General features: G+C 51.3%; 19 protein-coding genes and 1 tRNA gene. 13 read left to right on the top strand and 7 right to left on the bottom strand.

The annotated features are described in order from the left end of the window. Both ACO0LH_RS24110 and ACO0LH_RS24105 read right to left on the bottom strand, forming a co-directional pair. The gene (locus tag ACO0LH_RS24110) at nucleotides 1-3,156 is read right to left on the bottom strand and encodes an efflux RND transporter permease subunit (protein WP_422943691.1); all 3,156 of its coding nucleotides are present in this window, start codon (nucleotides 3,154-3,156) and stop codon (nucleotides 1-3) included. A 97-nt stretch (nucleotides 3,157-3,253) separates the two neighbouring features. Next, entirely contained in the window at nucleotides 3,254-4,564 is a 1,311-nt protein-coding gene (locus tag ACO0LH_RS24105; RefSeq protein WP_422943690.1) for an efflux RND transporter periplasmic adaptor subunit, read from the bottom strand. A gap of 102 nt (nucleotides 4,565-4,666) precedes the next feature. Between ACO0LH_RS24105 and ACO0LH_RS24100 the strand changes: the two genes are divergently transcribed. Together ACO0LH_RS24100 and ACO0LH_RS24095 are read left to right on the top strand one after the other, a co-directional pair. Further along, nucleotides 4,667-4,831 (top strand): hypothetical protein, encoded by a 165-nt coding sequence (locus ACO0LH_RS24100; protein ID WP_422943689.1) that lies wholly within the window; start codon nucleotides 4,667-4,669, stop codon nucleotides 4,829-4,831. 431 nt (nucleotides 4,832-5,262) lie between these two features. Beyond that, a complete protein-coding gene (locus ACO0LH_RS24095; protein ID WP_422943688.1) occupies nucleotides 5,263-5,934 on the top strand; it encodes a TetR family transcriptional regulator in 672 nt (223 codons plus the stop codon). Nucleotides 5,935-5,968: 34 nt separating this feature from the next. Here ACO0LH_RS24095 and ACO0LH_RS24090 read toward each other — a convergent pair whose 3' ends face one another. Continuing rightward, complete coding sequence (locus tag ACO0LH_RS24090; protein ID WP_422943687.1) at nucleotides 5,969-6,598, bottom strand: trimeric intracellular cation channel family protein; 630 nt, start codon at nucleotides 6,596-6,598, stop codon at nucleotides 5,969-5,971. A 516-nt stretch (nucleotides 6,599-7,114) separates the two neighbouring features. Between ACO0LH_RS24090 and ACO0LH_RS24085 the strand changes: the two genes are divergently transcribed. The 5 genes from ACO0LH_RS24085 to ACO0LH_RS24065 all read left to right on the top strand — a co-directional run bounded on the left by ACO0LH_RS24085 (nucleotide 7,115) and on the right by ACO0LH_RS24065 (nucleotide 11,899). Beyond that, nucleotides 7,115-7,381: a type B 50S ribosomal protein L31 gene (locus tag ACO0LH_RS24085; RefSeq protein ID WP_422943686.1), complete on the top strand. Its 267-nt coding sequence runs from the start codon at nucleotides 7,115-7,117 to the stop codon at nucleotides 7,379-7,381. Between the two features lie 94 nt (nucleotides 7,382-7,475). Further along, nucleotides 7,476-9,194, top strand: a complete 1,719-nt coding sequence (locus ACO0LH_RS24080; protein WP_422943685.1) for an ArnT family glycosyltransferase — start codon at nucleotides 7,476-7,478, stop codon at nucleotides 9,192-9,194. A gap of 1 nt (nucleotide 9,195) precedes the next feature. Beyond that, the gene (locus tag ACO0LH_RS24075) at nucleotides 9,196-10,611 is read left to right on the top strand and encodes an MATE family efflux transporter (RefSeq protein ID WP_422943684.1); all 1,416 of its coding nucleotides are present in this window, start codon (nucleotides 9,196-9,198) and stop codon (nucleotides 10,609-10,611) included. A 136-nt stretch (nucleotides 10,612-10,747) separates the two neighbouring features. Further along, nucleotides 10,748-10,832: transfer RNA gene (locus ACO0LH_RS24070), tRNA-Leu, on the top strand. 404 nt (nucleotides 10,833-11,236) lie between these two features. Beyond that, nucleotides 11,237-11,899: a DEAD/DEAH box helicase family protein gene (locus ACO0LH_RS24065; RefSeq protein WP_422943683.1), complete on the top strand. Its 663-nt coding sequence runs from the start codon at nucleotides 11,237-11,239 to the stop codon at nucleotides 11,897-11,899. Nucleotides 11,900-11,905: 6 nt separating this feature from the next. Here ACO0LH_RS24065 and ACO0LH_RS24060 read toward each other — a convergent pair whose 3' ends face one another. After that, complete coding sequence (locus ACO0LH_RS24060) at nucleotides 11,906-12,271, bottom strand: hypothetical protein (RefSeq protein ID WP_110257271.1); 366 nt, start codon at nucleotides 12,269-12,271, stop codon at nucleotides 11,906-11,908. 234 nt (nucleotides 12,272-12,505) lie between these two features. Here ACO0LH_RS24060 and ACO0LH_RS24055 point away from each other — a divergent pair, with 234 nt between their 5' ends. The 6 genes from ACO0LH_RS24055 to ACO0LH_RS24030 all read left to right on the top strand — a co-directional run bounded on the left by ACO0LH_RS24055 (nucleotide 12,506) and on the right by ACO0LH_RS24030 (nucleotide 19,683). After that, nucleotides 12,506-14,164 (top strand): VRR-NUC domain-containing protein, encoded by a 1,659-nt coding sequence (locus ACO0LH_RS24055; RefSeq protein ID WP_422943682.1) that lies wholly within the window; start codon nucleotides 12,506-12,508, stop codon nucleotides 14,162-14,164. Next, nucleotides 14,143-16,401 carry an ATP-dependent DNA helicase gene (locus tag ACO0LH_RS24050; RefSeq protein WP_422943681.1) on the top strand — a complete coding sequence of 753 codons (2,259 nt, stop codon included), beginning with the start codon at nucleotides 14,143-14,145 and terminating at the stop codon, nucleotides 16,399-16,401. Before ACO0LH_RS24055 ends, ACO0LH_RS24050 begins: the two co-directional genes overlap by 22 nt. 300 nt (nucleotides 16,402-16,701) lie before the next feature. Then, complete coding sequence (locus tag ACO0LH_RS24045; RefSeq protein ID WP_422943680.1) at nucleotides 16,702-17,427, top strand: TetR family transcriptional regulator; 726 nt, start codon at nucleotides 16,702-16,704, stop codon at nucleotides 17,425-17,427. Further along, entirely contained in the window at nucleotides 17,428-18,789 is a 1,362-nt protein-coding gene (locus ACO0LH_RS24040) for an ABC1 kinase family protein (RefSeq protein ID WP_422943679.1), read from the top strand. Continuing rightward, nucleotides 18,779-19,177 (top strand): DUF6463 family protein, encoded by a 399-nt coding sequence (locus ACO0LH_RS24035; protein ID WP_422943678.1) that lies wholly within the window; start codon nucleotides 18,779-18,781, stop codon nucleotides 19,175-19,177. Before ACO0LH_RS24040 ends, ACO0LH_RS24035 begins: the two co-directional genes overlap by 11 nt. Next, nucleotides 19,174-19,683: a DUF2867 domain-containing protein gene (locus ACO0LH_RS24030; RefSeq protein WP_422943677.1), complete on the top strand. Its 510-nt coding sequence runs from the start codon at nucleotides 19,174-19,176 to the stop codon at nucleotides 19,681-19,683. Before ACO0LH_RS24035 ends, ACO0LH_RS24030 begins: the two co-directional genes overlap by 4 nt. A 77-nt stretch (nucleotides 19,684-19,760) precedes the next feature. On the opposite strand, the gene ACO0LH_RS24025 is transcribed toward ACO0LH_RS24030, so the two are convergent. The 3 genes from ACO0LH_RS24025 to ACO0LH_RS24015 form a co-directional block, all read right to left on the bottom strand. After that, nucleotides 19,761-21,044 (bottom strand): glycoside hydrolase family 47 protein, encoded by a 1,284-nt coding sequence (locus tag ACO0LH_RS24025; RefSeq protein WP_422943676.1) that lies wholly within the window; start codon nucleotides 21,042-21,044, stop codon nucleotides 19,761-19,763. Between the two features lie 93 nt (nucleotides 21,045-21,137). Further along, a complete protein-coding gene (locus ACO0LH_RS24020) occupies nucleotides 21,138-22,055 on the bottom strand; it encodes a carbohydrate kinase family protein (RefSeq protein ID WP_422943675.1) in 918 nt (305 codons plus the stop codon). Beyond that, nucleotides 22,048-23,277: an AGE family epimerase/isomerase gene (locus ACO0LH_RS24015; protein WP_422943791.1), complete on the bottom strand. Its 1,230-nt coding sequence runs from the start codon at nucleotides 23,275-23,277 to the stop codon at nucleotides 22,048-22,050. Before ACO0LH_RS24015 ends, ACO0LH_RS24020 begins: the two co-directional genes overlap by 8 nt. Nucleotides 23,278-23,281 lie beyond the last annotated feature (4 nt).

The raw sequence follows: 23,281 nt of genomic DNA, 5'->3' as shown, positions 1-23,281 counted from the left end.
TTATTCCTTCACATCTGCTGGTGGAGCATTGTGCAAAATATGCACTGGGTGTTCGAAATCTTCATCGGTTGTTTTCAGGCGCTTGTCATTGATCAGCTTGAAGAACAAGGGCACAAAGAAAATCGCCAGGAAAGTCGCGCCCAGCATGCCACCCAATACACCGGTACCCAGTGATTGACGTGCAGCCGCACCTGCACCGTGAGAAAACGCCAGTGGTACCACACCCAGGATAAACGCCAGCGAAGTCATCAGAATCGGACGGAAACGCAGACGTGCTGCTTCCAGCGCTGCTGCCACAGGTGCATAACCTTCATGCACTTTCATGACCGCAAATTCCACAATCAGAATCGCATTTTTGGCGGACAAGCCTAACAGCGTGACCAGGCCGATCTGGAAGTACACGTCATTGTTGAAGTGACGCAGGTACACCGCCATCAGGGCACCAAAGATACCGAAAGGCATGGCCAGCAAGACCGAGAACGGCAAAGACCATTTTTCATACTGTGCTGCCAGAATCAGGAAAATCATCAGTACACCAGCACCCAGGGCAAGACCCGCGGCATTGCTGCTGCGTTTTTCCTGGAAGGATGCACCACCCCAGTCGTAGACAACGTCAGCAGGCAAAACGTTTTTCGCTGCACGTTCCATCGCTGCAATCGCCTGGCCAGAACTGAAACCTGGCTTGGCGTCACCCAGCAATTTGATCGATGGCAAGGCATTGAAACGCTGCACGGAATCAGGCCCGGTAACGAATTTCACTGTCGTAAATGCACGTACCGGTATCATCTGACCAGTGGCAGAACGTACATACATGCTGCCGATATCATCTGGCTTGGCGCGATACTGTCCTTCTGCCTGCAACTGCACGGTATAGATACGGCCGTTCTTGTTGAAGTCATTGACGTAGTAGCTACCCATGGTGGCTGCCAGCGTGTTATAGACATCGGACAAGGCTACACCCATGGAGCGGGCCTTTTCATTGTCCACGTCCACATACAACTGTGGTGAATTGGCTTGCCACAAGGTTTTGACGCCTGCCAGCTCTGGCTGCTTGTTGGCTTCAGCGATCAACAAAGGCAGCAACTGCGCCAGGCGTTTGACACCACCTTCGCCTGCATTTTGCAGATAGAACTCAAAACCACCGGTCTGACCCAGGCCCTGAATGGCAGGCGGGGCAAAGAACAAAGGCAGGCCTTCCTTGATACGGCCGGTTTTCATATAGCTTTCGCCTACCATCTGCTGGGCAGACTGGTGACGTTCTTCCCATGGTTTCAGCGGGAAGAACATCGTTGCAGCAGAAGATTTCAAACCGCCACCGCCCAGGAAATCCAGACCGACCAGAGCAAAAGTGGTATCGATATTCTTGTTGGTTTTCATGATGGACTCAACCTCACGTACCATCGCGTCGGTACGGTCCAGTGAAGCACCATCAGGCATGATCGCAGCACCGATAAAATAACCTTGATCTTCATCTGGCACCAAACCGCCAGGTACGTTCTTCCACAACAAACCAGTCAGGGCAACCATGCCCAGCACCAGTGCGATACCCAATACAGCGCGCTTCATGAAGAAGGTAACGCCATTGGTGTAACTCTTGGTCAGACGCAGGAAGGCGCCATTGAACCATGTGAAGAAACGGTTATGATTTTCTGAACCTGGTTTGAGCAAAATAGCGCACAAAGCTGGCGTCAAGGTCAAAGCAACGATACCGGACAAGACCACAGCAATAGAAATCGTGACCGAGAACTGACGGTACAATTCACCAGCCAGACCACCCAGGAAAGCGATAGGGCCAAATGCGGCAACCAGTACCAGCACAATCGCAATAACCGGGCCGGTTACTTCATGCATGGCTTCAATGGCCGCATCTTTCGGCGACATGCCTTCTTCGTTCATCAGGCGCTCGACATTTTCCAGCACCACGATCGCATCATCCACCACGATACCAATCGCCAGCACCATACCGAACAGTGTCAGCGTGTTGATGCTGTAACCCAGCAAGTGCAAACCTGCCATGGTACCGATCAGCGACACAGGCACAGCCAGTGTAGGGATGATGGTGGCACGCCAGCTTTGCAGGAACAGGTACACCACGATAAACACCAGTACCATCGCTTCAGCCAGGGTTTTCAGCACTTCGGAAATGGATTCAGTAACGAAAGGTGTCGTGTCGTAAGGTGTCGCGTATTCCATACCTTCAGGGAATTTCGCTTTCAGGTCTTGCAGGGTTTTCTCGACTGCCTTGCGGGTTTCCAGCGCATTCGCACCAGTCTGCAAGAACACACCGATATTGGCTGACGGGTGTCCATTGACGCGACCATAAAGGTTGTAATCCTTGGAACCCAGTTCAACACGGGCAACATCGCTGATACGGACAGCAGAACCGCCCTTAGCCGATTTGATGATGATATTGGCAAATTCAGATGGTTCCAGCAAACGGCCTTTGGCAGTCACTGTCATCGTCAGTTCTTCAGTATTGTTAGGTGGTGCACCAACTTTACCGGCGGCATACTGGGCATTTTGCTCGGTAATGGCGGTGGCAATATCATTCACAGTCACACCCATTTGCGCCATGCGGTCAGGCCGCATCCAGATACGCATTGCATAATCTTTTGCACCGAAGATCTGGATATTGGTGGTACCTGGCACACGCTTCAGGGCATCCAGCACGTTTTGCGTTGCATAGTTTGACAAGAACAGTGCGTCGTAGCGGTTATCTGGCGAGAATAAGGCAGCAACGACCAGGAAGTTGGACGAGCTCTTGGACACTGTAACACCCTGACGCCTTACCTCTTGCGGCAACTTGGCATCTGCCTGACGTACACGGTTGTTGACGTTAACCGCAGCGATGTCAAGATCGGTGCCGACTTCAAACGTGACGTTGATCGATACACGACCGTCAGCAGAAGAAACCGAATCCATATACAGCATGTGTTCCACGCCGTTGATCTGTTCTTCGATAGGGCCGGCAACAGTACGTTCAACCACTTCGGCAGACGCACCTGGGTAGACCGCAGTCACATTCACTACCGGCGGAGAAATCTCGGGGTAGCGCGAAATCGGCAGGACGCGCAAGGCGGCCAGACCGGCCAGCACGATGATCAGCGACAAGACAGTCGCGAAGATCGGCCGGTTAATAAAAAATTTTGAGAACATGAATTATTCCTTGTAGCCTTAGCTTTGTTATGCAGCGAATTTCCAGCTTAATACTTTGGCTTATCTATAAAGCTTATATGGCGCTTAGATATAGGGCTTAGTGTTTTGCCTCGACGCTGGCGGCTGCCGATGCTGCTGGCGCTGAAGCCGCCGCACTGGAAGCCGCAGGTTTGCCATCAGCCGCCGGGGCGCCTGGTGGCGCGCCAGTTGGGGCCGCCTGCGTTGCCGACTTGGCCGTAATCGCCACTGGCGTTACCGTCATGCCAGGATCATGCGCTTTGATGAAACCATCCACCAATACACGGTCGCCACCTTGCAAACCCTTGGTTACTATCCATTCACCATGTGACCAGCCATCGAGTTCAACCGGTTTTGGCACCAGTTTGTTGTCAGGCGACACGGTGAATACGATCTTGCCCATGGGGCTGTCAATTACCGCACGTTGCGGTATCGCAATGGCGGCACTGCGGGTAGCACCACTCAATATCACGCGCACGAATTGACCTGGACGCAAAGTACCATCAGGGTTCGCGACCTGGGCACGGGCATCAAAACCACCAGTGTTAGGGTTCACTTTTTCACTGACAAAATTCATTTTGCCTGTGACTGGTGACATGCTGCCGTCAGCCAGTTTCAACTGCACATCAAAAGCCAGGCTGCCGTTATTGGTTTTCTTGCCAGGCAGGGCAATCTTGCCAGCGCCGACATCCTTGCTCAGTTTCAGGTAATCCGCTTCTGGTACGCTGAAGTTGATATACACAGGGTCTGTCTGCACGATGGTGGTCAGCAAACTATCCGCCGCAGTGACCAGGCTGCCGTTGGATTTGGCAGCGACACCAGTCACACCGTCGATAGGTGCCACGACACGGGTATAACCCAGATTGAGTTTGGCTTCATTGACCTGTGCCTGCACTTGCTTGAGACTGGCTTCAGCGGTTTCCAGTGCAGACTTGGCATCATCAAACTCTTTCTGGCTGATGGCTTTTTCTGCCGCCAATGGCGTCAGGCGGGCAAATTCACGTTTGGCCTGGTTCAGTTTGGCTTCAGCTACACCAGCGGCTGCTTCAGCAGATGCCAGTTGTGTACGGTAAGCGCCCTGATCGATCTGGAACAGAACTGTGCCTGCCTTGACGCGGGAACCTTCTTCATACAGACGGTTTTCCAAAATACCGGCAACACGTGCACGTACTTCAGTTTCGCGTGAACCTGCGGTTTGCGCCGCATATTCAAAATCCATACCCAGGTTGCGGGGCTGCACTGTAACCACATTCACTTCAGGCGGCGGCATTTTGCCCGGGCCACCGGCATTTGCTGCGCCTTTATCACCACACGCTGCCAGCACCAGCAAAGGCAGGGCGACAGCGACAATACGCAGAGCAGGCAAGGCCTGTGTCATATGACTTGTCATCGAAGATAGCTTAAATACATTTGTTATTGGTTTTGCAGGGGAGCGCATAGGAGATTCTTTCTTCTAAATGGAAAGGCGGTGTGCTATTATATACATTCACGAATGTTTGTAAATAAAGTTTTTATACAGCCCTACGGTATGACAGGGATTTTTGGTGAAGCTGGATTTATTCCGACCTATGAAAAACCACCGCAACGCGGCTGCAATTTTTCCTGGGTCTTATTTATTGACGCTGAGCTAGCTCTTCGTGAGCCGTTTTTAAATTAACAAAAATTGGGACTAGCCATCCGCGACCTGCATGGGAATACAGTGCCGCATCTTTATCTATATTACTCAATCGCTTATTTATAGCGTGATATGGTTAAAGCCTCATGACAAGCTGGTGATGTGAGTTGGCATGGGCAAAATGTTTAAGCAAGATAACAAGTATAAAGCAGACAAAAAATTTCTGCTTTGCAGCATTAAATTTGATCTGTATCAGTTCCGCGTTAAAAAATATTGTCAGTATCAATCAGTAACAATGCAGGTCTGGCAAATATAAAAAAGGTCTATATATACCTATTCACCAGAGCGAAAATAAGAAAGTGGCCAGCCCTCGGCAATGTCATTTTATGGTGACTCTATATATGACGAAGAGACAGCAAAAAAATTGTACCCGGCGATAAATAAAATTGGCCGTGTACGCAAAGGAAGCAAAAATGGTCAGGAAAACGAAAGAAGAAGCGCAAGAAACCTATAATACGCTGCTCGATGCGGCAGAAAAAGTCTTCGCCGAAAAAGGTGTCACCAGTACCACACTCAATGATGTTGCCAGTGCCGCCGGCATGACACGTGGTGCGATTTACTGGCACTTCAAGGATAAAAACGCCCTCTTCCAGGCCATGTGCGACCGCGCCTTCCTGCCCATGGAAGCCTTGCTCAATGAAATTGTTTCCACTCCGCACAAAGACCCGCTGGCGGGAATCAAGCAGTTAAATGTCCACTTCCTCAATCTGGTCACTGGCAATGAACGTCAGCAAAAAGTCTTCGACATTATTTTTCACCGCTGCGAAAAAAACAGTGAGCTGATCTTTTTCAGCGCAGAAAGCGAAAAGCGGGTTGAATGCCTGGCCAAAGTGCAGGCGATGATCCAGCAAGCCGTTGACCAGGGCCAGTTGCATCCCAACACTGATACGTGGATTGCCATGCAGGCTATCCACGCGTATGTCATCGGCATTGTCCATGAATGGCTGGAAGATTCTTCTGCCTATTGTCTGATGTTGCATGCCGAGGACATGGTCGACATCTTCATGGCTGGCCTGGTGGCCCGTCCACCATTAAAAAAGTCAAAGCCACTTGAGCAACAATGCGAACAAAAAGCGGCGGCTTAATTCACTTTACCACCTGGTTCAGGCGCAGCCGATTTTAAACCGGCAATTTCCAGTCAAAGCGCACTGCCAGCATGCGCAGTGCAAAACAGATACCGACACCAAACAGCAAGGCCGCGGCCTCGGCCACCTGCAACCAGTTCAATAGCAGGTAAACCCAGCAACCGGCAAAAGCACAGGTTGCATATAAATGACTGCGGCGAAATACCAGTGGTATCTCATTGCAGATGATGTCACGCAAGACGCCGCCAAAAATACCCGTAATCACACCCATCATCACACAGATAAACATGGGCATTTCTGCTTCCTGCGCCAGCGAAGCCCCGGTCACGCTGAACAGCCCCAGACCCAGCGCATCGGCAAACACAATCGCGCGCTCTGTCACTGCCTTGCGTAAATGACGCAAGAACGGGATGGCAATCAGCGACAAGACGAAGATAAGGATAGGATATTCCTGGTTTTCCACCCAAAACAGGGGTCGCCTGTCGAGCAGCAAATCGCGCAGCGTACCGCCGCCAAACGCAGTAATGAAAGCCACAGTAAACACCCCCACCACATCCATACGCTTGCGCCGGGCTTCAATGAAGCCAGAACTGGCGAAGGCCAAAATACCAGCCACTTCCACTGTATGCAACATTGAACTCATGCCCAGATAGCTCGTTGTCATGGTTCCCTTTCAAGATTCGGTTTGCAAAATGGCATTTTAGCAAGCTGATGGAGGAAGGAGATAGATATGAATGGAGAAATTAGGCTTAACACCTCTCGCCACAGAGACACCGAGACACCGAGACACAGAGAAGGGCAAAAGAAGGACAAAAACCAGAGGGCCACGTAAAGAAAATTCACTCAAATTCGTCGCTCCTGCGCAGGCAGGAGCCTAGTGGCGTTTGTTGCACACCAATACAAGTCATAACAAAAAGAGTTTAAAACATACACAAAAAACAACATCATATCGCTCAAAACTCACTTATCCACCTCATATTTATCTGCGCTAAGCCCCAATCCCCCACAACATTCCATCGCAAAAAACCCAATTTTCGTTGTATAATCACCGGCTTGGCATTTTGGACACCCGAAATCCAGACAACTATTTAACCTTTGGCAAGTGATAATGCAATCGGGTCAAGAAGCAAGGCGACCGACGAAGTGCTTATTGGCTACCTACATTATTTTCGAGGCAAGCATGAGAGATGGCATCCACCCAAATTATCGCGAAGTGTTGTTCCACGACGTTTCCAATGATTTCAAATTCATCACACGTTCCACTATCAATACCCGCGACAAAGCGGAATTTGAAGGTAAAGAATACCCACTGGTAAAGATCGAGGTTTCTGCAGAATCCCACCCTTTCTACACTGGTAAACATAAAATCGTTGATACTGCTGGCCGCGTTGAAAAATTCCGCCAAAAATTCGGCAAAGTCGGTTCCAAGACTTCCATCGCCGAGTAATCAGCACAAGATTTTTGAGAAAAGGCAGCTTAGGCTGCCTTTTTTGCTGCTGCTTTACCCTACAATAAGCATCCTTTCCTTCCATCATTAAGATATGAAGCCAGTAAGACTTCCAGCCGCCGCTACAGTTGCGCTACCGCGCTGGGGAATTCTCGCCCTGTGTCTGCTCTATATCTTGCCCGGCCTGATAGGCCGCGACCCGTGGAAAGGCGATGATGCCGCCGGCTTTGGCATCATGTGGACGATGGCGCACGGCACCCTGGCCGACTGGCTGTGGCCCCATGTGGTGGGATTGCCCATGCCTGAAGAAGGCCCGCTGGCATTCTGGCTGGGTGCAATATGCATTAAATTATTTGGCGGAATTTTCGGCGACCCCATGGCCGCCCGCCTCAGTACCGGTTTTTTCTTTTTGCTGGGTTCGATCTCGGTCTGGTATGCCACCTATCTGCTTGGCCGCCGTACCGAAGCCCAACCACTGAAGCTGGCATTTGGCGGCCAGCCTGAAGCGCGTGATTTTGGCCGCACCCTGGCTGATGGCGCCTTGCTGATTTACCTGGGTTGCCTGGGTCTGCTGTTACGCAGCCATGAAACCAGTGCCGAATCACTGCAAATTTCGCTGATCGCCTGCACCCTGTATTTCTGCATCCGCCTGCTGGATGAACCCAGCAAACGCACTGCCTTAAAAATTGGCGTCATCCTCGGCCTGCTGGTGCTGACACGTGGCTGGGTCTTGCCCACCGCCTTGTGGCTTAGCGTGCTGACGGTGTGCGCTTATCGCCAGCAAACCCAGCCTTTGCGGCAACTGGTTTTAATTGCCCTGCCCATTGCCTGCGTCGTGGCAGGTATATGGCTGACGGCAATTACCCTGTTTCACCCTTATGACAGCTCGCCCTACCAAGCCTGGATGTTATGGAATTATCGCCAGTTCAGCATACCTAACCTCGACAGCATCAGCTACCTGCTGCGCAATGGAATCTGGTTTAGCTGGCCCGCCTGGCCCTTTGCTGCCTGGGCAATTTACGCGTGGCGCAAGCAAGAAAAAGCCCTGCACATTTCATTACCAGTCGGCTTTCTGGTCTGCTTTATCGTGTTGGCCGTGGTCAACCATAATTCAGAACAAAGCCTGCTGCTGCCGATTTTGCCGCCGCTGGCCATATTGGCAGCCTTTGGCTTGCCCACCATGAAACGCAGCGCCATCAACGCGGTAGACTGGTTTTCAGTCATCGTGTTTACCGGCGCCGCCAGTTTTATCTGGATAGTCTGGATAGCACAACAAACCGGCTGGCCAGCGAAATGGGCGAAGAAGGCGGTGTTGATGGTGCCGGGTTATCAAGCCAGCTTCAGCCCCTTCGTTTTTGTCGTTGCCCTGACTGCCACCGTTGCCTGGTTCTGCCTGGTATATTGGCGCATATCACGGCAGCCAGCGGTATTATGGCGCGCCGTTGTGCTTTCCAGTGGCGGCGTCATTTTAAGCTGGGTATTATTGCTCAGCCTGTGGTTGTCGTGGTTTGATCAACGGGTCAGCTATGCGCCGCTGGCAAAAGAACTGGCAGCGCACATCCCTGACAGTAATTCCTGCATACAGGCCAATATCGATCCTTCGCAACGTGCGTCGTTTGCGTATTTTGGCAAGTTGCATTTTTCCGGTTTTTCTGACAATAACTGCCCGCTGCTGCTGATACAAAATACCAAGGTCGCCTCGCGCGAATCCACGCTGCCGCCAGAATACAAGGCAGCACAATGGAAAGCCATCTGGTCTGGCCACAGGGCCGCCGACAAAGACGAACAGTTCACCCTGTACCAGCGCAAGTAAGATGAAGACCGAACACCCCAGCACGCTACGCGGCAACATCAAGCGCATCGCCTCACTGTCATGGCCCATGATGGTGGGACAGATGGCCGTGGTAGGCAACGGGGTGATAGACACCGCCATGACATCGCGCTTTTCTGCGACGGACCTGGCCGCCCTGTCGATAGGCATCTCGATTTACGTCAGTATCTTCGTCGGCCTGAACGGCATTTTGCAAGCTATCTCACCCGTCGTCGGGCAATTGTTTGGCGCACGCAAATTCAAACAGATAGGCGCAGAGATCAAGCAAGGCGTATGGCTGGGCTTTTTCCTCGCCTGCATAGGTTGCCTGATACTGATCTTCCCGCAAAGCCTGCTATCCATCGCGCAGGCTTCACCCGGTCTGAACCAGAAAGCTGCCCAGTATCTGCAAATTTTGGCCATCGCCCTGCCCGCCACGCTGGGCTTTCGCATCTATGGCGCGCTCAACAATGCGGTAGGCCGCCCTAAGATGGTGATGGCTATCCAGCTGGCAGCGCTGGCCATGAAAATCCCCCTGAACACCCTGTTCATATTTGGTGGCCTGGGCATACCCGCCATGGGTGGCCCTGGCTGCGCCGCCGCTACTGCCGTCAATGCCTGGCTTATGCTGGTTACCGCCTGGCTCATGCTGAAACACGTTAAATATTATGAATTGTTTGCCTTGTTTGGCAGCGGCTTCGTCAAGCCCCACTGGGCAGCCTTGCGCAGCCTGCTGAACCTTGGCATACCCATGGGCTTAAGCTACCTGATCGAAGTGACCGCCTTTGCCTTCATGGCCCTGTTTATCGCCAGACTGGGCGAAGTGGCCGTGTCAGGCCACCAGTTGACTGCCAACTTCGGTACCATTCTATACATGCTGCCACTATCCATTGCCAGCGCCACCGGCACCCTCGTGGCGCAAGCCATTGGTGCCAACCAGATGCAGGCTGCACGTGTCACTGGCAATGCCGGCATCATATTGGCCGCCATGCTGGCCGTACCCATAGGCATTACCATCTGGTTTGCGCGTGACCTGATCTTGCATGCCTACACATCCAACCCCGTCATCATCGCCGCTGCGCTGCCGCTGTTCACCTTCATCTCCGTCTATCAGATTTTTGATGCGATACAGGTCACCGTCGCTTTCATCCTGCGCGCCTACAAGATTGCCATCGTCCCCACCATTTTGTATGCCTTTGCCCTTTGGGGTTGCGGCCTCGGTGGCGGCTTCATCCTGGGCCTGGACCCCTTCCACATCAGCCCTGCCTTCCTGCACGGCGCAGCCGGTTTCTGGATGGCCAACAGCACCAGCCTGGCCCTGGTCGCCTTCAGCCTGTGGTACTACCTGCGCATAGTACAAAGACGCTTCCCCATCCCCGCCATGTGGCGCAGGAATGTGAATATTGATTACCCTGGCTAAACCACCTCACGCGGGGCCAGCAAAGCAAAACCCTGAAAACCCCGCTAAAGAAAATAGGACAAAGCAAGCCAGCAAGGCCAGAATCAACAGACTCTTGCAAAAAACAAGTAGCTCTGTCATAATTTCGGTCTGCGTTGCCGAGATGGCGGAATAGGTAGACGCACGGGACTCAAAATCCCGCGCCGCAAGGCGTGCCGGTTCGATTCCGGCTCTCGGCACCAAAAGCATTTGTAAGGCCCTCCATGTGAGGGCCTTTTTGCTTTTCTTCGATCGACTCTATAGTTCGGGCAAAAATGACACGATTGCCCTGATTTCTTAAAGCGGAAAATCGACGAAAAATCATGTATTCAATTGCGCTACCATCAATTCAGCGCCCATAATTGTGCTCTAATAAGACGTACGAAAAATAGCGAACCTATCCATTGATTGCGACAAGATGCTGTATTCAATAAAGAAACTGCAAATCCCTTAGCAATCACGAAGAACAAGAATTTCCCCACGGTGACTTTACGCTATAAAGAGACAACACAAAAGTGGATTTGAAATCTATTGAGAGACTCTGCCTGCTGTTTAAGCGTTAAGCATGCGATCTGCTTGAACTGACACAACAATAAACAGGAATGTTATGAAGTTTAACGAAGACAGCCGAGTAAAAATCCCGACCACACTCCACCTTATGAGGCTGGGCTATCAATATCTGTCGCTTAAGGGTCAAAGTTGGGATCTGGACACCAACATTTTTCCTGAGTACTTTAAAGCGGCAATATCAAAGATCAATCCGGGTATTGAGTCGGATGCTATCAACCGCTTGCTGGAAGACATTAAACTTGAGCTTGATAACGAAGATTTAGGACGAGCATTTTTCGAGCGCCTCACCGCGCGCGGCTTGACTGTACACACCATTAGTTCCCGTGACGCTTTCGCCAAAGACATTAAAGCGACCCAGGTAATTCACAACCATTCCGGCAAGCCCGAAATCACTGTGGTGAATATCCAGAAGTTTCAGGATGACCCCGATGTGCTATCCACTAAAGACTACGATATCAACATTCAGCGCATCTTTATATTGGATGAGGCCCACCGCAGCTACAACCCCAAGGGCAGTTTTCTGGCAAACCTATACCAGTCAGACCCAAATGCCATCAAGATTGCGCTTACAGGCACACCGCTGATTGTTGATGAAGACAAAGCCAAAAAGAATCCCGATACAAAGGCAATAAGTTCCAAACAGATCTTCGGTGACTACATACATAAGTACTACTACAATGATTCTATTGCCGACGGCTAACCCAGCTCAATACCTATGCTCATCCACCAAATGCTTATTAAAACTATACTTACTCCCGCCTTGCAGCACATCGGTCAGGCGTTTGGGGTTGGCGGATGAGATGAAGATGTCGGCGATGCCGTCCTTGACGCGGAACTTGGTGGCGGGGCTGAGGATGTTGTTGGCTTTGATCATCAGGTGGCGGATGATTTTGGCTTTTTCGCTGCAGATGAGGAAATGGTTTTCTTTTCTGAAATTGGTCAGGGGGATGTTGAGCCACCAGCCTTCGTCGTTGCCGTAGCGGACGACTTGGGAGAATTGGGTGTTGCCTTCGTTGAGGACGTTGGCTTGCAGGGAATCGTTGGCGATTTGGATGGCTTCGGCTTTGTTCATTTTTTGATCTTTTGGAAATTGTGAGCAGATGGGATGGCAAATTGCACCTGGGGTTTTCGACTGAAACCCATCCCCATCCCAACCTCCCACTTGAAGGGGAAGGAGTATGTGGCGGTATTTTAACCGTTGCAGCTTCAATACAGACGGAATTGGTCACAGTTCTCGTTTACCCTTCATGCTACATTGCGTTAAACTGTATGCATATACAGTTATTTAAACGCCATCCCCTGCCTCATGCTTGCCAATCTGGATAATCCTTTTTACTACCTTGAAAACTTCCAGGCCTTTCTGGACTGGGTGGGTGGGCGTTATGCGGATTTGCTGACGGCAGAAGAGTTAGCCTTCATGCAGCAGTTTGCGGGCTTGCCGCAGGCTTCACGGGCTTTGTATGTGCGCATGGTGATGCGCAAGGCCAGTGTGTTCAGGGCCAGCAAGCTTGACTATGTAGAGATTGGTGACACCGCAACCGCCATGCAGGCGTTGGTGGACGTGGGCTGGGTGCAGGCTGACCCACAGCTTGATATTGCTGGCTTGTTTGGTTTATTGCAAAAACCTGAACTGGCGGTGGTTTTTGGCCTGACGCCTGCTGAAAAAAAATTGCCCAAGGCTGAACAACTGGCCTTGCTGGCTTTGCAGCATGTGGCTAGCAAGGCTTTTTCTGCCTGGTCTACGGGCTGTGGCAATGTGGCAGATAGCGCGTATCAGGTGTTGAACAAGGCTTTGTGTGATCGCCTGCGGTTGATTTTTTTTGGCAACCTGCACCAGGACTGGTCTGAATTTGTCTTGTCTGACCTGGGCATTTTTCAGTATGAAAAGGTGGAGTTTTCACCTGCCTCACGCGGTTTTACATCACGGGCAGATATTGATGCTTACCTGGCGCTGCATGCCTGTCGTGAACTGTTTCATGCGGCGGCACCCATGTCTGAGGTGCTGGCACAACTGAGCGAAGCTGCCATCGCCAATAGCTGGCTGGCCAGCCGTCGTAATCGTCTGCTGTTTCAGGTTGGTGAGCACCTTGAAAAACAAAAAGACTGGGTGCTGGCGCATGAGGTGTATGCAGGTTGCACTTACCCGGGTGCGCGCCTGCGTGCCATACGCGTGCTGGAAAAAAGCGGGCAAAGCCAGGCAGCGTTTGAATTGCTGACGCTGGCGCAACAGGCACCAGAAAGCGAGGCAGAACACCAGCAAATGCTACGTATTGCACCGCGCCTGCATCGCAAGCTGGGTCTGGAAAAATTGAGTCCGCAGGCCAGTCCTGCACCTGCCCGGATAGATTTACAGCTCCCCTTTCCCGAACAGGATTATGTGGTTGAATATGTGGTGCGTGACCATTTGCACAGTGTTGATGCGCCGGTGGTCTATGTGGAAAATGCGCTCATCAATTCGCTGTTTGGGCTGCTATGCTGGCCGGCTATTTTCAAGGCAATACCGGGGGTATTTTTTCATCCCTTTCATCGTGAACCTGCGGATTTGTTAAGTGCTGATTTTCATGCGCGCCGGGCAGATGATTTTGCCGCCTGTTTTGCACAACTCGACAGTGGCGATTATCGCCAGACGATGCGGCAAACCTATGCAGGCAAATTTGGTTTGCAGTCACCGTTTGTATTCTGGTCTGTGATGACGGCAGAGGTGCTTGAAATGGCACTGACCTGCATACCCGCCGCGCACCTCAAGCATAGCTTTGCGCGCATCTTGTTTGATATCAAGGCTAACCGCAATGGCTTCCCTGACCTGATACAGTTCTGGCCGCAGGAACAGCGCTATCACATGATAGAAGTCAAAGGCCCAGGCGACAGGTTGCAAGACAACCAGAAACGCTGGCTGGATTTTTGTGCCACACATGACATGCCGGTCACGGTGTGCTATCTGGAATGGCAAGAGGTTGCGCAGTGAGTTATCGCATTGCAGTGCGCGCCCTGTGTGAATTTTGTGCCAAGCAGGGCGATCTGGATTTGCGCTTTACGCCCTCGCCCACTGCCGAGCAAGGCATGGCCGGGCATGCTACCGTGGCGCTGCGCAGAAAGACTGCTTATCAGCGTGAAGTAAAACTGGAAGGTGAACATGGCCTGTTGCATGTGCGTGGCCGTGCCGATGGTTACGATCCTGACTTGCAGCAGGTGGAAGAAATCAAAACCTATCTGGGCGATTTGCATACCATGCCAGAAAACCACCGGCATTTGCATTGGGCGCAGGCCAAAGTGTATGGACATTTGCTATGCCAGAAACTGGGACTAAAAAAAATCACGGTAGCCCTCGTCTATTTCAATATACAGAGCCAGCAAGAAACCCTGTTGAAACAGGAACACACCGCTGTTGAACTGGCGGCTTATTTTACGCAGTTATGCGAGCGCTTTTGTGCCTGGGCGGCACAAGAAGTTGCGCACCGCACTGCGCGTGATCAGGCATTGGCAGGCATGCGCTTTCCCCATGCCGATTTCAGGCCGGGGCAAAGGCAGTTGGCTGAAGCGATGTACAAGGCCAGCACCCGGGGCTGCTGCCTACTGGCGCAGGCACCGACAGGCATAGGCAAGACCATAGGTAGTTTGTTCCCGTTGTTGAAGGCCAGTGCAGAACACAGGCTGGACAAGATTTTCTTTTTGGCGGCAAAAACTTCGGGGCGGCAACTGGCTTTGCATGCGCTGGAGACGATCAAGAAAAGCACACCGGACCTGGGTCTGCGCACGCTGGAACTGGTGGCAAAAAGCAAGGCTTGCGAATACCTGCAAGCAGCCTGCCATGGCGATGCCTGCCCGTTGGCGAAAGGTTTTTATGACCGCCTGCCTGGCGCACGTGCAGCCGCTGCTGCGCATCAAGTGCTGGATAAGGAGGGCTTGCGTGAAATCGCCCTGGCGCACCAGGTTTGTCCCTATTACCTCAGTGTGGAAATGGCGCGTTGGGCAGATGTGATTATTGGCGATTACAACTATTATTTTGATATCCACGCCTTGCTGTTTGGCTTAAGCGTCGTCAATGACTGGCGGGTGGCCGTTCTGGTTGATGAGGCACACAATATGGTTACACGGGCGCGGCAGATGTATACGGCAGAGCTAAGCCGCCATCATTTGAAAAGCCTGCGTAAAGCCGCGCCTGCGGATTTAAAAAAATCGCTGGACCGCCTGTACCGCGTATGGCTGCAACTGGAAAAAGAACAGTCACAAGACTATTCAAGTTATGCAGAAATACCGGAAAAATTGCTGGCTGCCTTGACCCGTCTGTGCACTGATATGGGCCTGTTCTTTGCCGACCAGCCCACGGAACTTGCGCCAGACTTGCAGCAATTCTATATGGATGCCCTGCTGTTTAACCGCCTGGCAGAAAGCTTTGCCGGACATTCCTTGTTTGATATCAGCAAAGAAAACCGTACATCGGTCTTATGCATCAGGAACATCGTGCCTGCGGCGTTTTTGCAACCGCGCTTTGCCGCCAGCCATACGACAGCGCTTTTTTCTGCGACGCTAAGCCCGTGGAATTATTATGGCGACACCCTGGGTTTGCCAGACAATACCGCCTGGGTCGATGTCGAATCACCTTTCACCGCTGACCAGCTTGCCGTGCATGTCATAGACAGTGTTTCCACACGTTTTGCTGACCGTGCACATTCTGTCGCCCCCATTGTTGAACTGATGGCACAGCAATATACGAAACAGCCCGGCAACTACCTGGCTTTTTTTAGCAGCTTTGATTACCTGGAACAGGTCAGCAACAGCTTCATCAAGCAACATCCTGATATCGCCGTACGCCTGCAAACCCGGCGCATGCAAGAAGCTGACCGCGCAGATTTTTTGGCGCAATTTACCGAAACCAGCCAGGGCATTGCCTTTGCCGTGCTGGGCGGTTCATTTGGTGAAGGCATAGACCTGCCCGGCACGCGCCTCATAGGTGCCTTCATCGCGACCCTGGGCTTGCCACAGATGAACTCGGTCAATGAACAGATCAGGCTGCGCATGGAGCAGATCTTTGGTGCGGGTTACGACTATGCCTATCTTTATCCTGGCCTGCAAAAAGTGGTACAGGCAGCAGGCCGTGTGATACGGCAACCCAGTGACCGTGGGGTGGTATATCTGATCGATGACCGCTTTGCACGCAGTGATGTGCAGGCCTTGTTGCCAACCTGGTGGCGGTTGGGGTAAGAAGGAAAATTGTACGATAGATTGCGCCTGGTCTCACAGGGATTCGCTCGGTAGGTTGAGTTTATCTCGTAGGTTGGGCCGGGCTTCGCTGGGCTGCGGTTTACCAGCCCAACGATCGGCTTATAAATCACGTATTCGTTTATCAAAGGCCCAGTGTTGGGCTGATAAAGCGTAGCCCAACCTACAATCGCTCCTAATCAATAAAAACTCTCGTTTAATCAAGTAAACCTTGTTGTTTAAAGAAACAATGTATATATTAACTGCATTGAATTCCATTTTTAACGATAGCGTGTCTTGATTATGAAAACTTCCAAGTCCCAGCAAGAGCAAACCCGGCGTAGTCTGATACGTACTGCGGTCGATCTGATTACAGAGAAGGGGTATGACGCCACCACGATGAAACAGATCGCCCGTGAAGCGGGTATAGGGGATGCGACAATTTATAAATACTTTCCCAGCAAGGAAAAAATCTTGCTGGCCTACTACGAACTCAGCATAGAAATCGTGCTGGAAATGTCGCAGGAAACGCCGGGCTGGGAAGAGTTCAGCCTGCAAGAACGCCTGCAAAGGCTGGTTGATGCGCTGCTGGAATTGTTACTGGGCGACCGGGAGTTTGTCGAAATCACACGTAGCATCGTTGGCCGTTCCCCGTTGCTGATGATGCGCGACAACATGCCAGGTCAGCAAGTGCTGAAAGATGAAATCATCAGTTACCTGACCATGGCAGAAGAAAGTGGCGAGATTGCGCCGTGTGACTTCAAGAATATGCTGGGAGGCTTGTTTGCCGATTACCTGTTTGCGGTGATAGCGTATTGGCTCAAGGACGAGTCAGAAGAGTTTTCTGATACGACACAACTGGTCGACCTGACGCTGGCCATCGTAGTGATGGCCTTGAAGAGTGGGGTCGTCAACAAGCTCACCGAGCTGGCGGGATTTTTAATGCGCAACCAGTTGTCACGACTCATGCAAAATGGTTCTGGCATGCTGGATGTACTGAAGCTGATGCGCCGCGGCATGGGGGCATAAATGGTGAAAGTTCCACCTACCAGCAAACTGGGGCGCACTGCTGTGACTGGTCTTGCGCTGGCACATGCCGGCGCCAGCCGCCTGGGGCACAAGGCACGGCAGGTCATGCGTAGCAATGAAGAAAAATCGTCTGCACAGGAAGAGCATGAAGCACAGCTGGGCCGCATCCTGTTTCGCGCCCTTAATCAATTGAAAGGCAGTGCGCTGAAGATATCGCAACTGCTGAGCATGGAAGCTGATTTCTTGCCAGAAGGCATACGACGCGAACTGGCAAAAGGTTGTCATCAGGTGACGCCTCTGAACCGTGCGCACATACACAAGGTGTTCCAGCGTGAATTCAATGATGCGCCAGAAAACCTGTTTGCCCACTTCGATCCACATGCCTTTGCCGCAGCCAGCCTGGGGCAGGTACATCATGCCAGCCTGGCCAATGGCAAGGCGCTGGCGGTAAAGGTGCAATACCCGGGCATAGCTGCTTCCATCAGCAGTGATGTACGCATGTTGCGCGGCATTTTCATGACCATGTCTGTCGGTACCGACCTGCTGCCAGACAAAAGCCTCATCGACAGGATGACGAATGAACTGGAACAAAAGCTGGGCGAAGAACTCGATTATGAACATGAGGCGGCTGAACTGGCCTGGTTCCGCGAACGCACTACCCTGCCCGGCATAGTCATACCCAAAAGCCTGGATCAACTGTCCAGCAAGCGCGTGCTGACCATGGAAAGACTGGATGGCCTGCACCTGGATGCGTGGCTGGCGACAGCACCCAGCCAGGCACAACGCAATCACTTTGGGCAATTGTTGTTTGACTGGTTCTGGTTCAGTGTCCATACGCTGGGGCGTGTGCATGCAGACCCGCATCCTGGCAACTTTTTATTCATGCCGGATGGGCAATTGGGCGTGCTGGATTTTGGCTGCACTAATGTTGTCTCACCTGAATTTTGTGCGTTGATGGCAGAAAGCTGGCGTGCCCTGTTGATGCCAGATGAAGTTCAACGCAATCTCGTCTTGCGTCGTATCTATATAGACCTTGGGCTGTTTTCAGCAGACCTTACGGCAGAAGATTTTGATACCCAGGTCATACCTGCACTGAAAGAATTACATGCATGGAAAATCGAACCCTACGGCGTACGCAGATTTGACTTTGCCAATAAATCGCCGTATCCAAAATCCATGGACAAGCAGCATGGGAAAGTATTGTCGCGCCAGTTTGCTGGCTACCATGCCGACATGCCCTATTTCGACCGCGCCAATCTGGGCTTGATGAATATGCTGAAAAAGATAGCTGCGGTTGTCAACACAGATAACCCGTGGACCACCACATCCTCATTACAGGAAAGGACATCCTATGCAAGTTAAATCAAGAAAAGTATGGATAGGCCCCTGCTTGCTGGTCATTGCAGGCGTACACACACTATTCGCAGGTTTGATTTATGGCGATGTATTTCTGCACATGCTGGAACGCGGGGTATTCAACACCGTTAACCGTGATCCGCAACGCTCTGCCGCGACCTGGTTCTTATTGTTCGGCTTGGTGCTGGCCCTGCTGGCATTGACGATTACGACGCTGGAGAAGAAACAGGATTTTCCCGAAGCACGCAAATTGGGGATAGGTATATTTCTATTGTGTGCCTTCAGCATTGTGTTGATACCGGCATCTGGTTTCTGGCTGGCTATTCCGCCAGCCATTGCCCTCATGCTAATATCGCCATCTTCCAGAAACTCAAGATTTCAGGTGCAATCATGAAACCTGTCGTTAAAGAGATTACGGTTCCCTCTGGCAGCGAAATCAGCAACAAGGTGGCTGGTGCCTATTTCTACGACAGCTATCAACTGGCGTTTGAGCATGAAGGCATATCGGCCATGCAGCTGTATCTGAATACCTTCGCCAAATCACCGGCATGGGTTAACTTTTTGATGGGTGTGCGTAACCGCGTCGTTGGCCTGTTTGGCCTGAAAAACCTTGGCGGCATGAGGTCTTTAAAGGTGAGCAAACCTGCCAGCGCCTATCGTGTTGGTGACAGGGCCGGCATATTTTCTGTACGTTACCTGAGTGAAAATGAAGTGATACTGGGTGATGACGACAAGCATCTGGATGTGCAGGTTTCAGTACTCAAACAGCTCGTTGATGGGCAACAGTTCATCGTTGTAACGACGGTTGTGCATATCCATAACAACCTGGGCAGGGCCTATATGTTTTTTGTCGGCCCCGCCCATAAACTGATTGCACCTGCGGTATTGGCAAAAGCTTAGCCGGGTCTGTTAATGGCAACTTGTTTCTCTCTTGTGAAATACAGACCAGGACTTAACTCGACCAATACAGCCATGTGCTAATCCAGGCGCAAAGGATGTGCTTCCGTATTAAATGTCACTTTATCAAAATCCAATGCAGATCGGGGCGCAAACAAAAGGTAATAGTATTTGAATGTTTCAGCGAATAAAAAACTTTCCATTGAATCGTCTTTTTCCTTGCTTATTACATTTTTTAAAGCAGCATATCCAGTCTTGCTGCGGCAATGCTTGACGAAATCGTCAAAAAATTCCTTACCCATGACGCGGTATTTTGCATCACCTGTAATGTGATACAAGTAGTAGGCTGACTCAATGATTTCTGGACGCAAATGGTAACTGGGTGAGGTGACTGTCATGGTTTTATAATCCAGGGATTCTGGTTCTATCCCATTTAATCGCCACATCCTCAATCCAGAATCCTGTAATCGCCTGGCGCGTTCAACATCCCCACTCAACACCAGCAAAGCGGGCATGAAGGCATCCAGAGCCCCATAGCGGGTTGCAGTCCGAACCCCACTTTGCATGTTTGCACGCCCATACCAGAATCCACCATCGACCTCGTCACCAAGATAGCGGTTAACGCTGTCTATGCTGGTATCCCACATGGCTTTGCAATCTGTATCGCCAAACAAGCGCCAGCATTTGTAGATATATTCATAGTAAGAATCAATACCACCACCGATGTGGGAATTCTGGTCTGCCCACTCCCCTGTTTCTACATTGATACGCGCACCAACCAGGCCTATGGATGAACGGCGCTCATAGGTTGCCACCAATGCCCTTTTAGCCTTTTGGAAATAGATGGGGTTATTGCTCAGTTTGCTGAGCATGCCAAACTCCAGAAGCAGCGTACCAGTCTCTGCCGGGTTGCTGACATTGCCGCGCACTTGCCCGGTTTTAAGATTGACATGGGTGTAAGGCAAGCCGGTGGGTGTTTCAAATACCGGCAATAATCGATGTCCCAGGTCTTCAGCCAGGTTCAGCAGGCGCTGGTCTTTTGTTATTTGGTAAGAAGATAATAAGCCTCCCAGTAAACGTATGGTGATCTCAAAATTCTGGACATAGATATCCTGATCAAAATTGAGTCTGGTGACGATCAGGTCCTGCGCTTCTTTCGCTTCTTTTTTCAAGCCCATGATCAGGAGGGTATCCAGCGCGTCCACCGGCGTCATCAACAGCGAAGTGCCGTACCAGTCATGCGGTGCCTTGCTTAATGGCATTACCGCATCATGTCCCCAGGCAAATTGCTTATATGCTTGCCATGCATGCTGGGTTTCGTGTTTTACTTTGTTGGCCATGACTTGTGACTGGGCTTCACTCATGCTGTTTTCTGCGTGGGATTGACTGCTCCCAATCGACAAAAAGAAGACGGCACAACTGATACATAGGGTCTTCAACATAAAAAATTCTCCGGATTAAATTTTCTTGATTTTCTCGTACAGGGTCGATACCTGCGTAAGACTTGGTGCTTGCGCGCCGGCTGTCAGGCACGCAGCAGCACCACTGGCGACTGAAAAATTCAGATGTTCTTGCCAGTTTTTTTCTGGTGTCACCTGCAAGCTGAAAAGCAAGCCCGCGATACTGGCATCGCCTGCACCTATGGTGTCAATGACATGGATCTGCGGTGGTAATGCCTGCCAGGCCTGGTCACCCAAGTGCAATGAGGCCCCTGCCGCACCACGGGTATACAGGTAAATTGCCTCAGGATTGAATTCCCGCAATTGTGCCAGGGCCAGGTCGGCATTATCATGGCGAAACAAGCCACGCAAATCTTCGTCGGAAATTTTTATGACGTCAGCCAAATGCGTCATTGTGCGCAAGGTGGCGTCGTACTTTTTATCCATGAGATTGCGGAAATTGGGGTCGTAACTAATCTTCACCCCACTCTCTTTGAGTTGCATTGCCAATGAGATCAATGTTGTTGCCAGTGGTTCACGTGCCAGACTGATGCCGCCAAAATGCACCCATTGCAAATCACGATTCCACCCCGTCGGCAAAGCTTTGGGTGAAAAGTACAGATCTGCGCTGTCCTCACCAATGAAGAAATATTTTGGCGGCGCAGTTTCAGCGACGATGGCAAGTAAGGGCGATTTGCGAAAGCGCTGTAGCAAACGTATGTCGAGGCCAGCCTCTTCGCTGGCGGCGTACAGTGCGTCACCAAACACATCTTCACTGATCGCCCCCGCAAAACCTGTACGCAGGCCGAGCTTTGCCAGGTTACGGGCAACATTCCAGGTAGAGCCACCAACCATGCTTTTCCAGTCATCGACACCCGTACGCAACATATCGGTCAAAGCTTCTCCAGCGCAGGCGAATTGAGGAAAATCAGACATGATGCTTACCCAGGTTCAATACATTCAACACTTCATAACAAGCGCCCATGGTATGGTAATCAGATTTGCCGGCAGGGCTCTTCTCATCGCTGATCTTGAGATTGCTTTTATCCAGAATGCGGTACCAGGCACCGTATTGGTGATCGACAAAATGCATCCAGCTGTATTGCCAGATTTTGTCGTACCAGTCCCAGTATTTTTGCTTGCCTGTACGTTGTGCCAGACATGCTGCGGCTGCGATAGATTCTGCCTGCACCCAAAAATATTTATCGCCATCGCAAATGCTGTGATCTGGCGCAAAGCCATAATAGATGCCGCCATGTTCCGTATCCCAGGCGAGATCGAGCGCTGTATCAAACAGACGTTCGGCCGTTGGTAAAATCCATGCTGAATCACCTTGCAAATTTGCAGCCTGTGCATCCAGCAGCACCAAAAGTTTGGACCATTCTGTGAAGTGCCCGGGCTGGAACCCCCATGGGCGAAATAAATTCGCCTTATCCTCAAGATTGTATTTCCAGTCTATTTGCCAGGCATAGTCGTAATGTTCCCAAATCATGCCGCCGGCTTGTGAGGCTTGTCGCTGGGTGATGGATTTGGCGATTGCTTCCGCACGGTGCAGGTGCATAAGCTCACCAGTTGCCTGATAGGCTGCCAGCATCGCTTCGCAGCTGTGCATATTGGCGTTCTGGCCGCGATAGGTGTCCAGGTGGGACCAGTCCGCACTGGCCTGGTCTGCATAGAGATCAAATTCCGGTAACCAGAATTTATCTTCCATAAGAGCGACAGTTTCATCGAGATACGTCCGTGCCTCATTCATGCCTGCCATGACCGCATGTGAATAAGCGAGCAAAACAAAGGCCAGGCCATAGCAGTGATTATTGTTGTCGATGATATGCCTGTTGCCATTATCCCAGCTCACTTGCCAGGCATAACCACCATTGACAGGGTCACGATGTACATCGCGCAAGAATGCGACGCCATGTTTTACCATATCCAGGTATTGTGGATCAGAAAACTGCCGGTAGGCCATCGCATAGTTAAAAACGAAACGTGTGCTGCTGACTAAATGACGCGTTGTCACATCATAGACCTGACCGTCATCTTTAAAATAATGATAAAAGCCGCCGCTACGATCGATGCAGCGCGGGTGGTAAAAACGCATGGTGTGTGCGATGTGCTCAGTCAGGGTACTGACAGCACGAAAATCTGGGAAAGTCGTCATCATT

Origin of the sequence: Undibacterium sp. TJN19 (genome assembly GCF_049339485.1) — a bacterium.
Classification (GTDB): Bacteria; Pseudomonadota; Gammaproteobacteria; order Burkholderiales; family Burkholderiaceae_D; genus Undibacterium.
Note: the sequence above shows the minus strand (reverse complement) of the source record. Positions and strands in the feature narration are given on the sequence as shown.

Excerpts from the sequence above, each read along its gene's own strand:
- ACO0LH_RS24110 (WP_422943691.1), bottom strand. The coding sequence starts at position 3,156 with ATGTTCTCAAAATTTTTTATTAACCGGCCGATCTTCGCGACTGTCTTG.
- ACO0LH_RS24105 (WP_422943690.1), bottom strand. The coding sequence starts at position 4,564 with ATGACAAGTCATATGACACAGGCCTTGCCTGCTCTGCGTATTGTCGCT.
- ACO0LH_RS24100 (WP_422943689.1), top strand. The coding sequence starts at position 4,667 with ATGTTTGTAAATAAAGTTTTTATACAGCCCTACGGTATGACAGGGATT.
- ACO0LH_RS24095 (WP_422943688.1), top strand. The coding sequence starts at position 5,263 with ATGGTCAGGAAAACGAAAGAAGAAGCGCAAGAAACCTATAATACGCTG.
- ACO0LH_RS24090 (WP_422943687.1), bottom strand. The coding sequence starts at position 6,598 with ATGACAACGAGCTATCTGGGCATGAGTTCAATGTTGCATACAGTGGAA.
- ACO0LH_RS24085 (WP_422943686.1), top strand. The coding sequence starts at position 7,115 with ATGAGAGATGGCATCCACCCAAATTATCGCGAAGTGTTGTTCCACGAC.
- ACO0LH_RS24080 (WP_422943685.1), top strand. The coding sequence starts at position 7,476 with ATGAAGCCAGTAAGACTTCCAGCCGCCGCTACAGTTGCGCTACCGCGC.
- ACO0LH_RS24075 (WP_422943684.1), top strand. The coding sequence starts at position 9,196 with ATGAAGACCGAACACCCCAGCACGCTACGCGGCAACATCAAGCGCATC.
- ACO0LH_RS24065 (WP_422943683.1), top strand. The coding sequence starts at position 11,237 with ATGAAGTTTAACGAAGACAGCCGAGTAAAAATCCCGACCACACTCCAC.
- ACO0LH_RS24060 (WP_110257271.1), bottom strand. The coding sequence starts at position 12,271 with ATGAACAAAGCCGAAGCCATCCAAATCGCCAACGATTCCCTGCAAGCC.
- ACO0LH_RS24055 (WP_422943682.1), top strand. The coding sequence starts at position 12,506 with ATGCTTGCCAATCTGGATAATCCTTTTTACTACCTTGAAAACTTCCAG.
- ACO0LH_RS24050 (WP_422943681.1), top strand. The coding sequence starts at position 14,143 with ATGGCAAGAGGTTGCGCAGTGAGTTATCGCATTGCAGTGCGCGCCCTG.
- ACO0LH_RS24045 (WP_422943680.1), top strand. The coding sequence starts at position 16,702 with ATGAAAACTTCCAAGTCCCAGCAAGAGCAAACCCGGCGTAGTCTGATA.
- ACO0LH_RS24040 (WP_422943679.1), top strand. The coding sequence starts at position 17,428 with ATGGTGAAAGTTCCACCTACCAGCAAACTGGGGCGCACTGCTGTGACT.
- ACO0LH_RS24035 (WP_422943678.1), top strand. The coding sequence starts at position 18,779 with ATGCAAGTTAAATCAAGAAAAGTATGGATAGGCCCCTGCTTGCTGGTC.
- ACO0LH_RS24030 (WP_422943677.1), top strand. The coding sequence starts at position 19,174 with ATGAAACCTGTCGTTAAAGAGATTACGGTTCCCTCTGGCAGCGAAATC.
- ACO0LH_RS24025 (WP_422943676.1), bottom strand. The coding sequence starts at position 21,044 with ATGAGTGAAGCCCAGTCACAAGTCATGGCCAACAAAGTAAAACACGAA.
- ACO0LH_RS24020 (WP_422943675.1), bottom strand. The coding sequence starts at position 22,055 with ATGTCTGATTTTCCTCAATTCGCCTGCGCTGGAGAAGCTTTGACCGAT.
- ACO0LH_RS24015 (WP_422943791.1), bottom strand. The coding sequence starts at position 23,277 with ATGACGACTTTCCCAGATTTTCGTGCTGTCAGTACCCTGACTGAGCAC.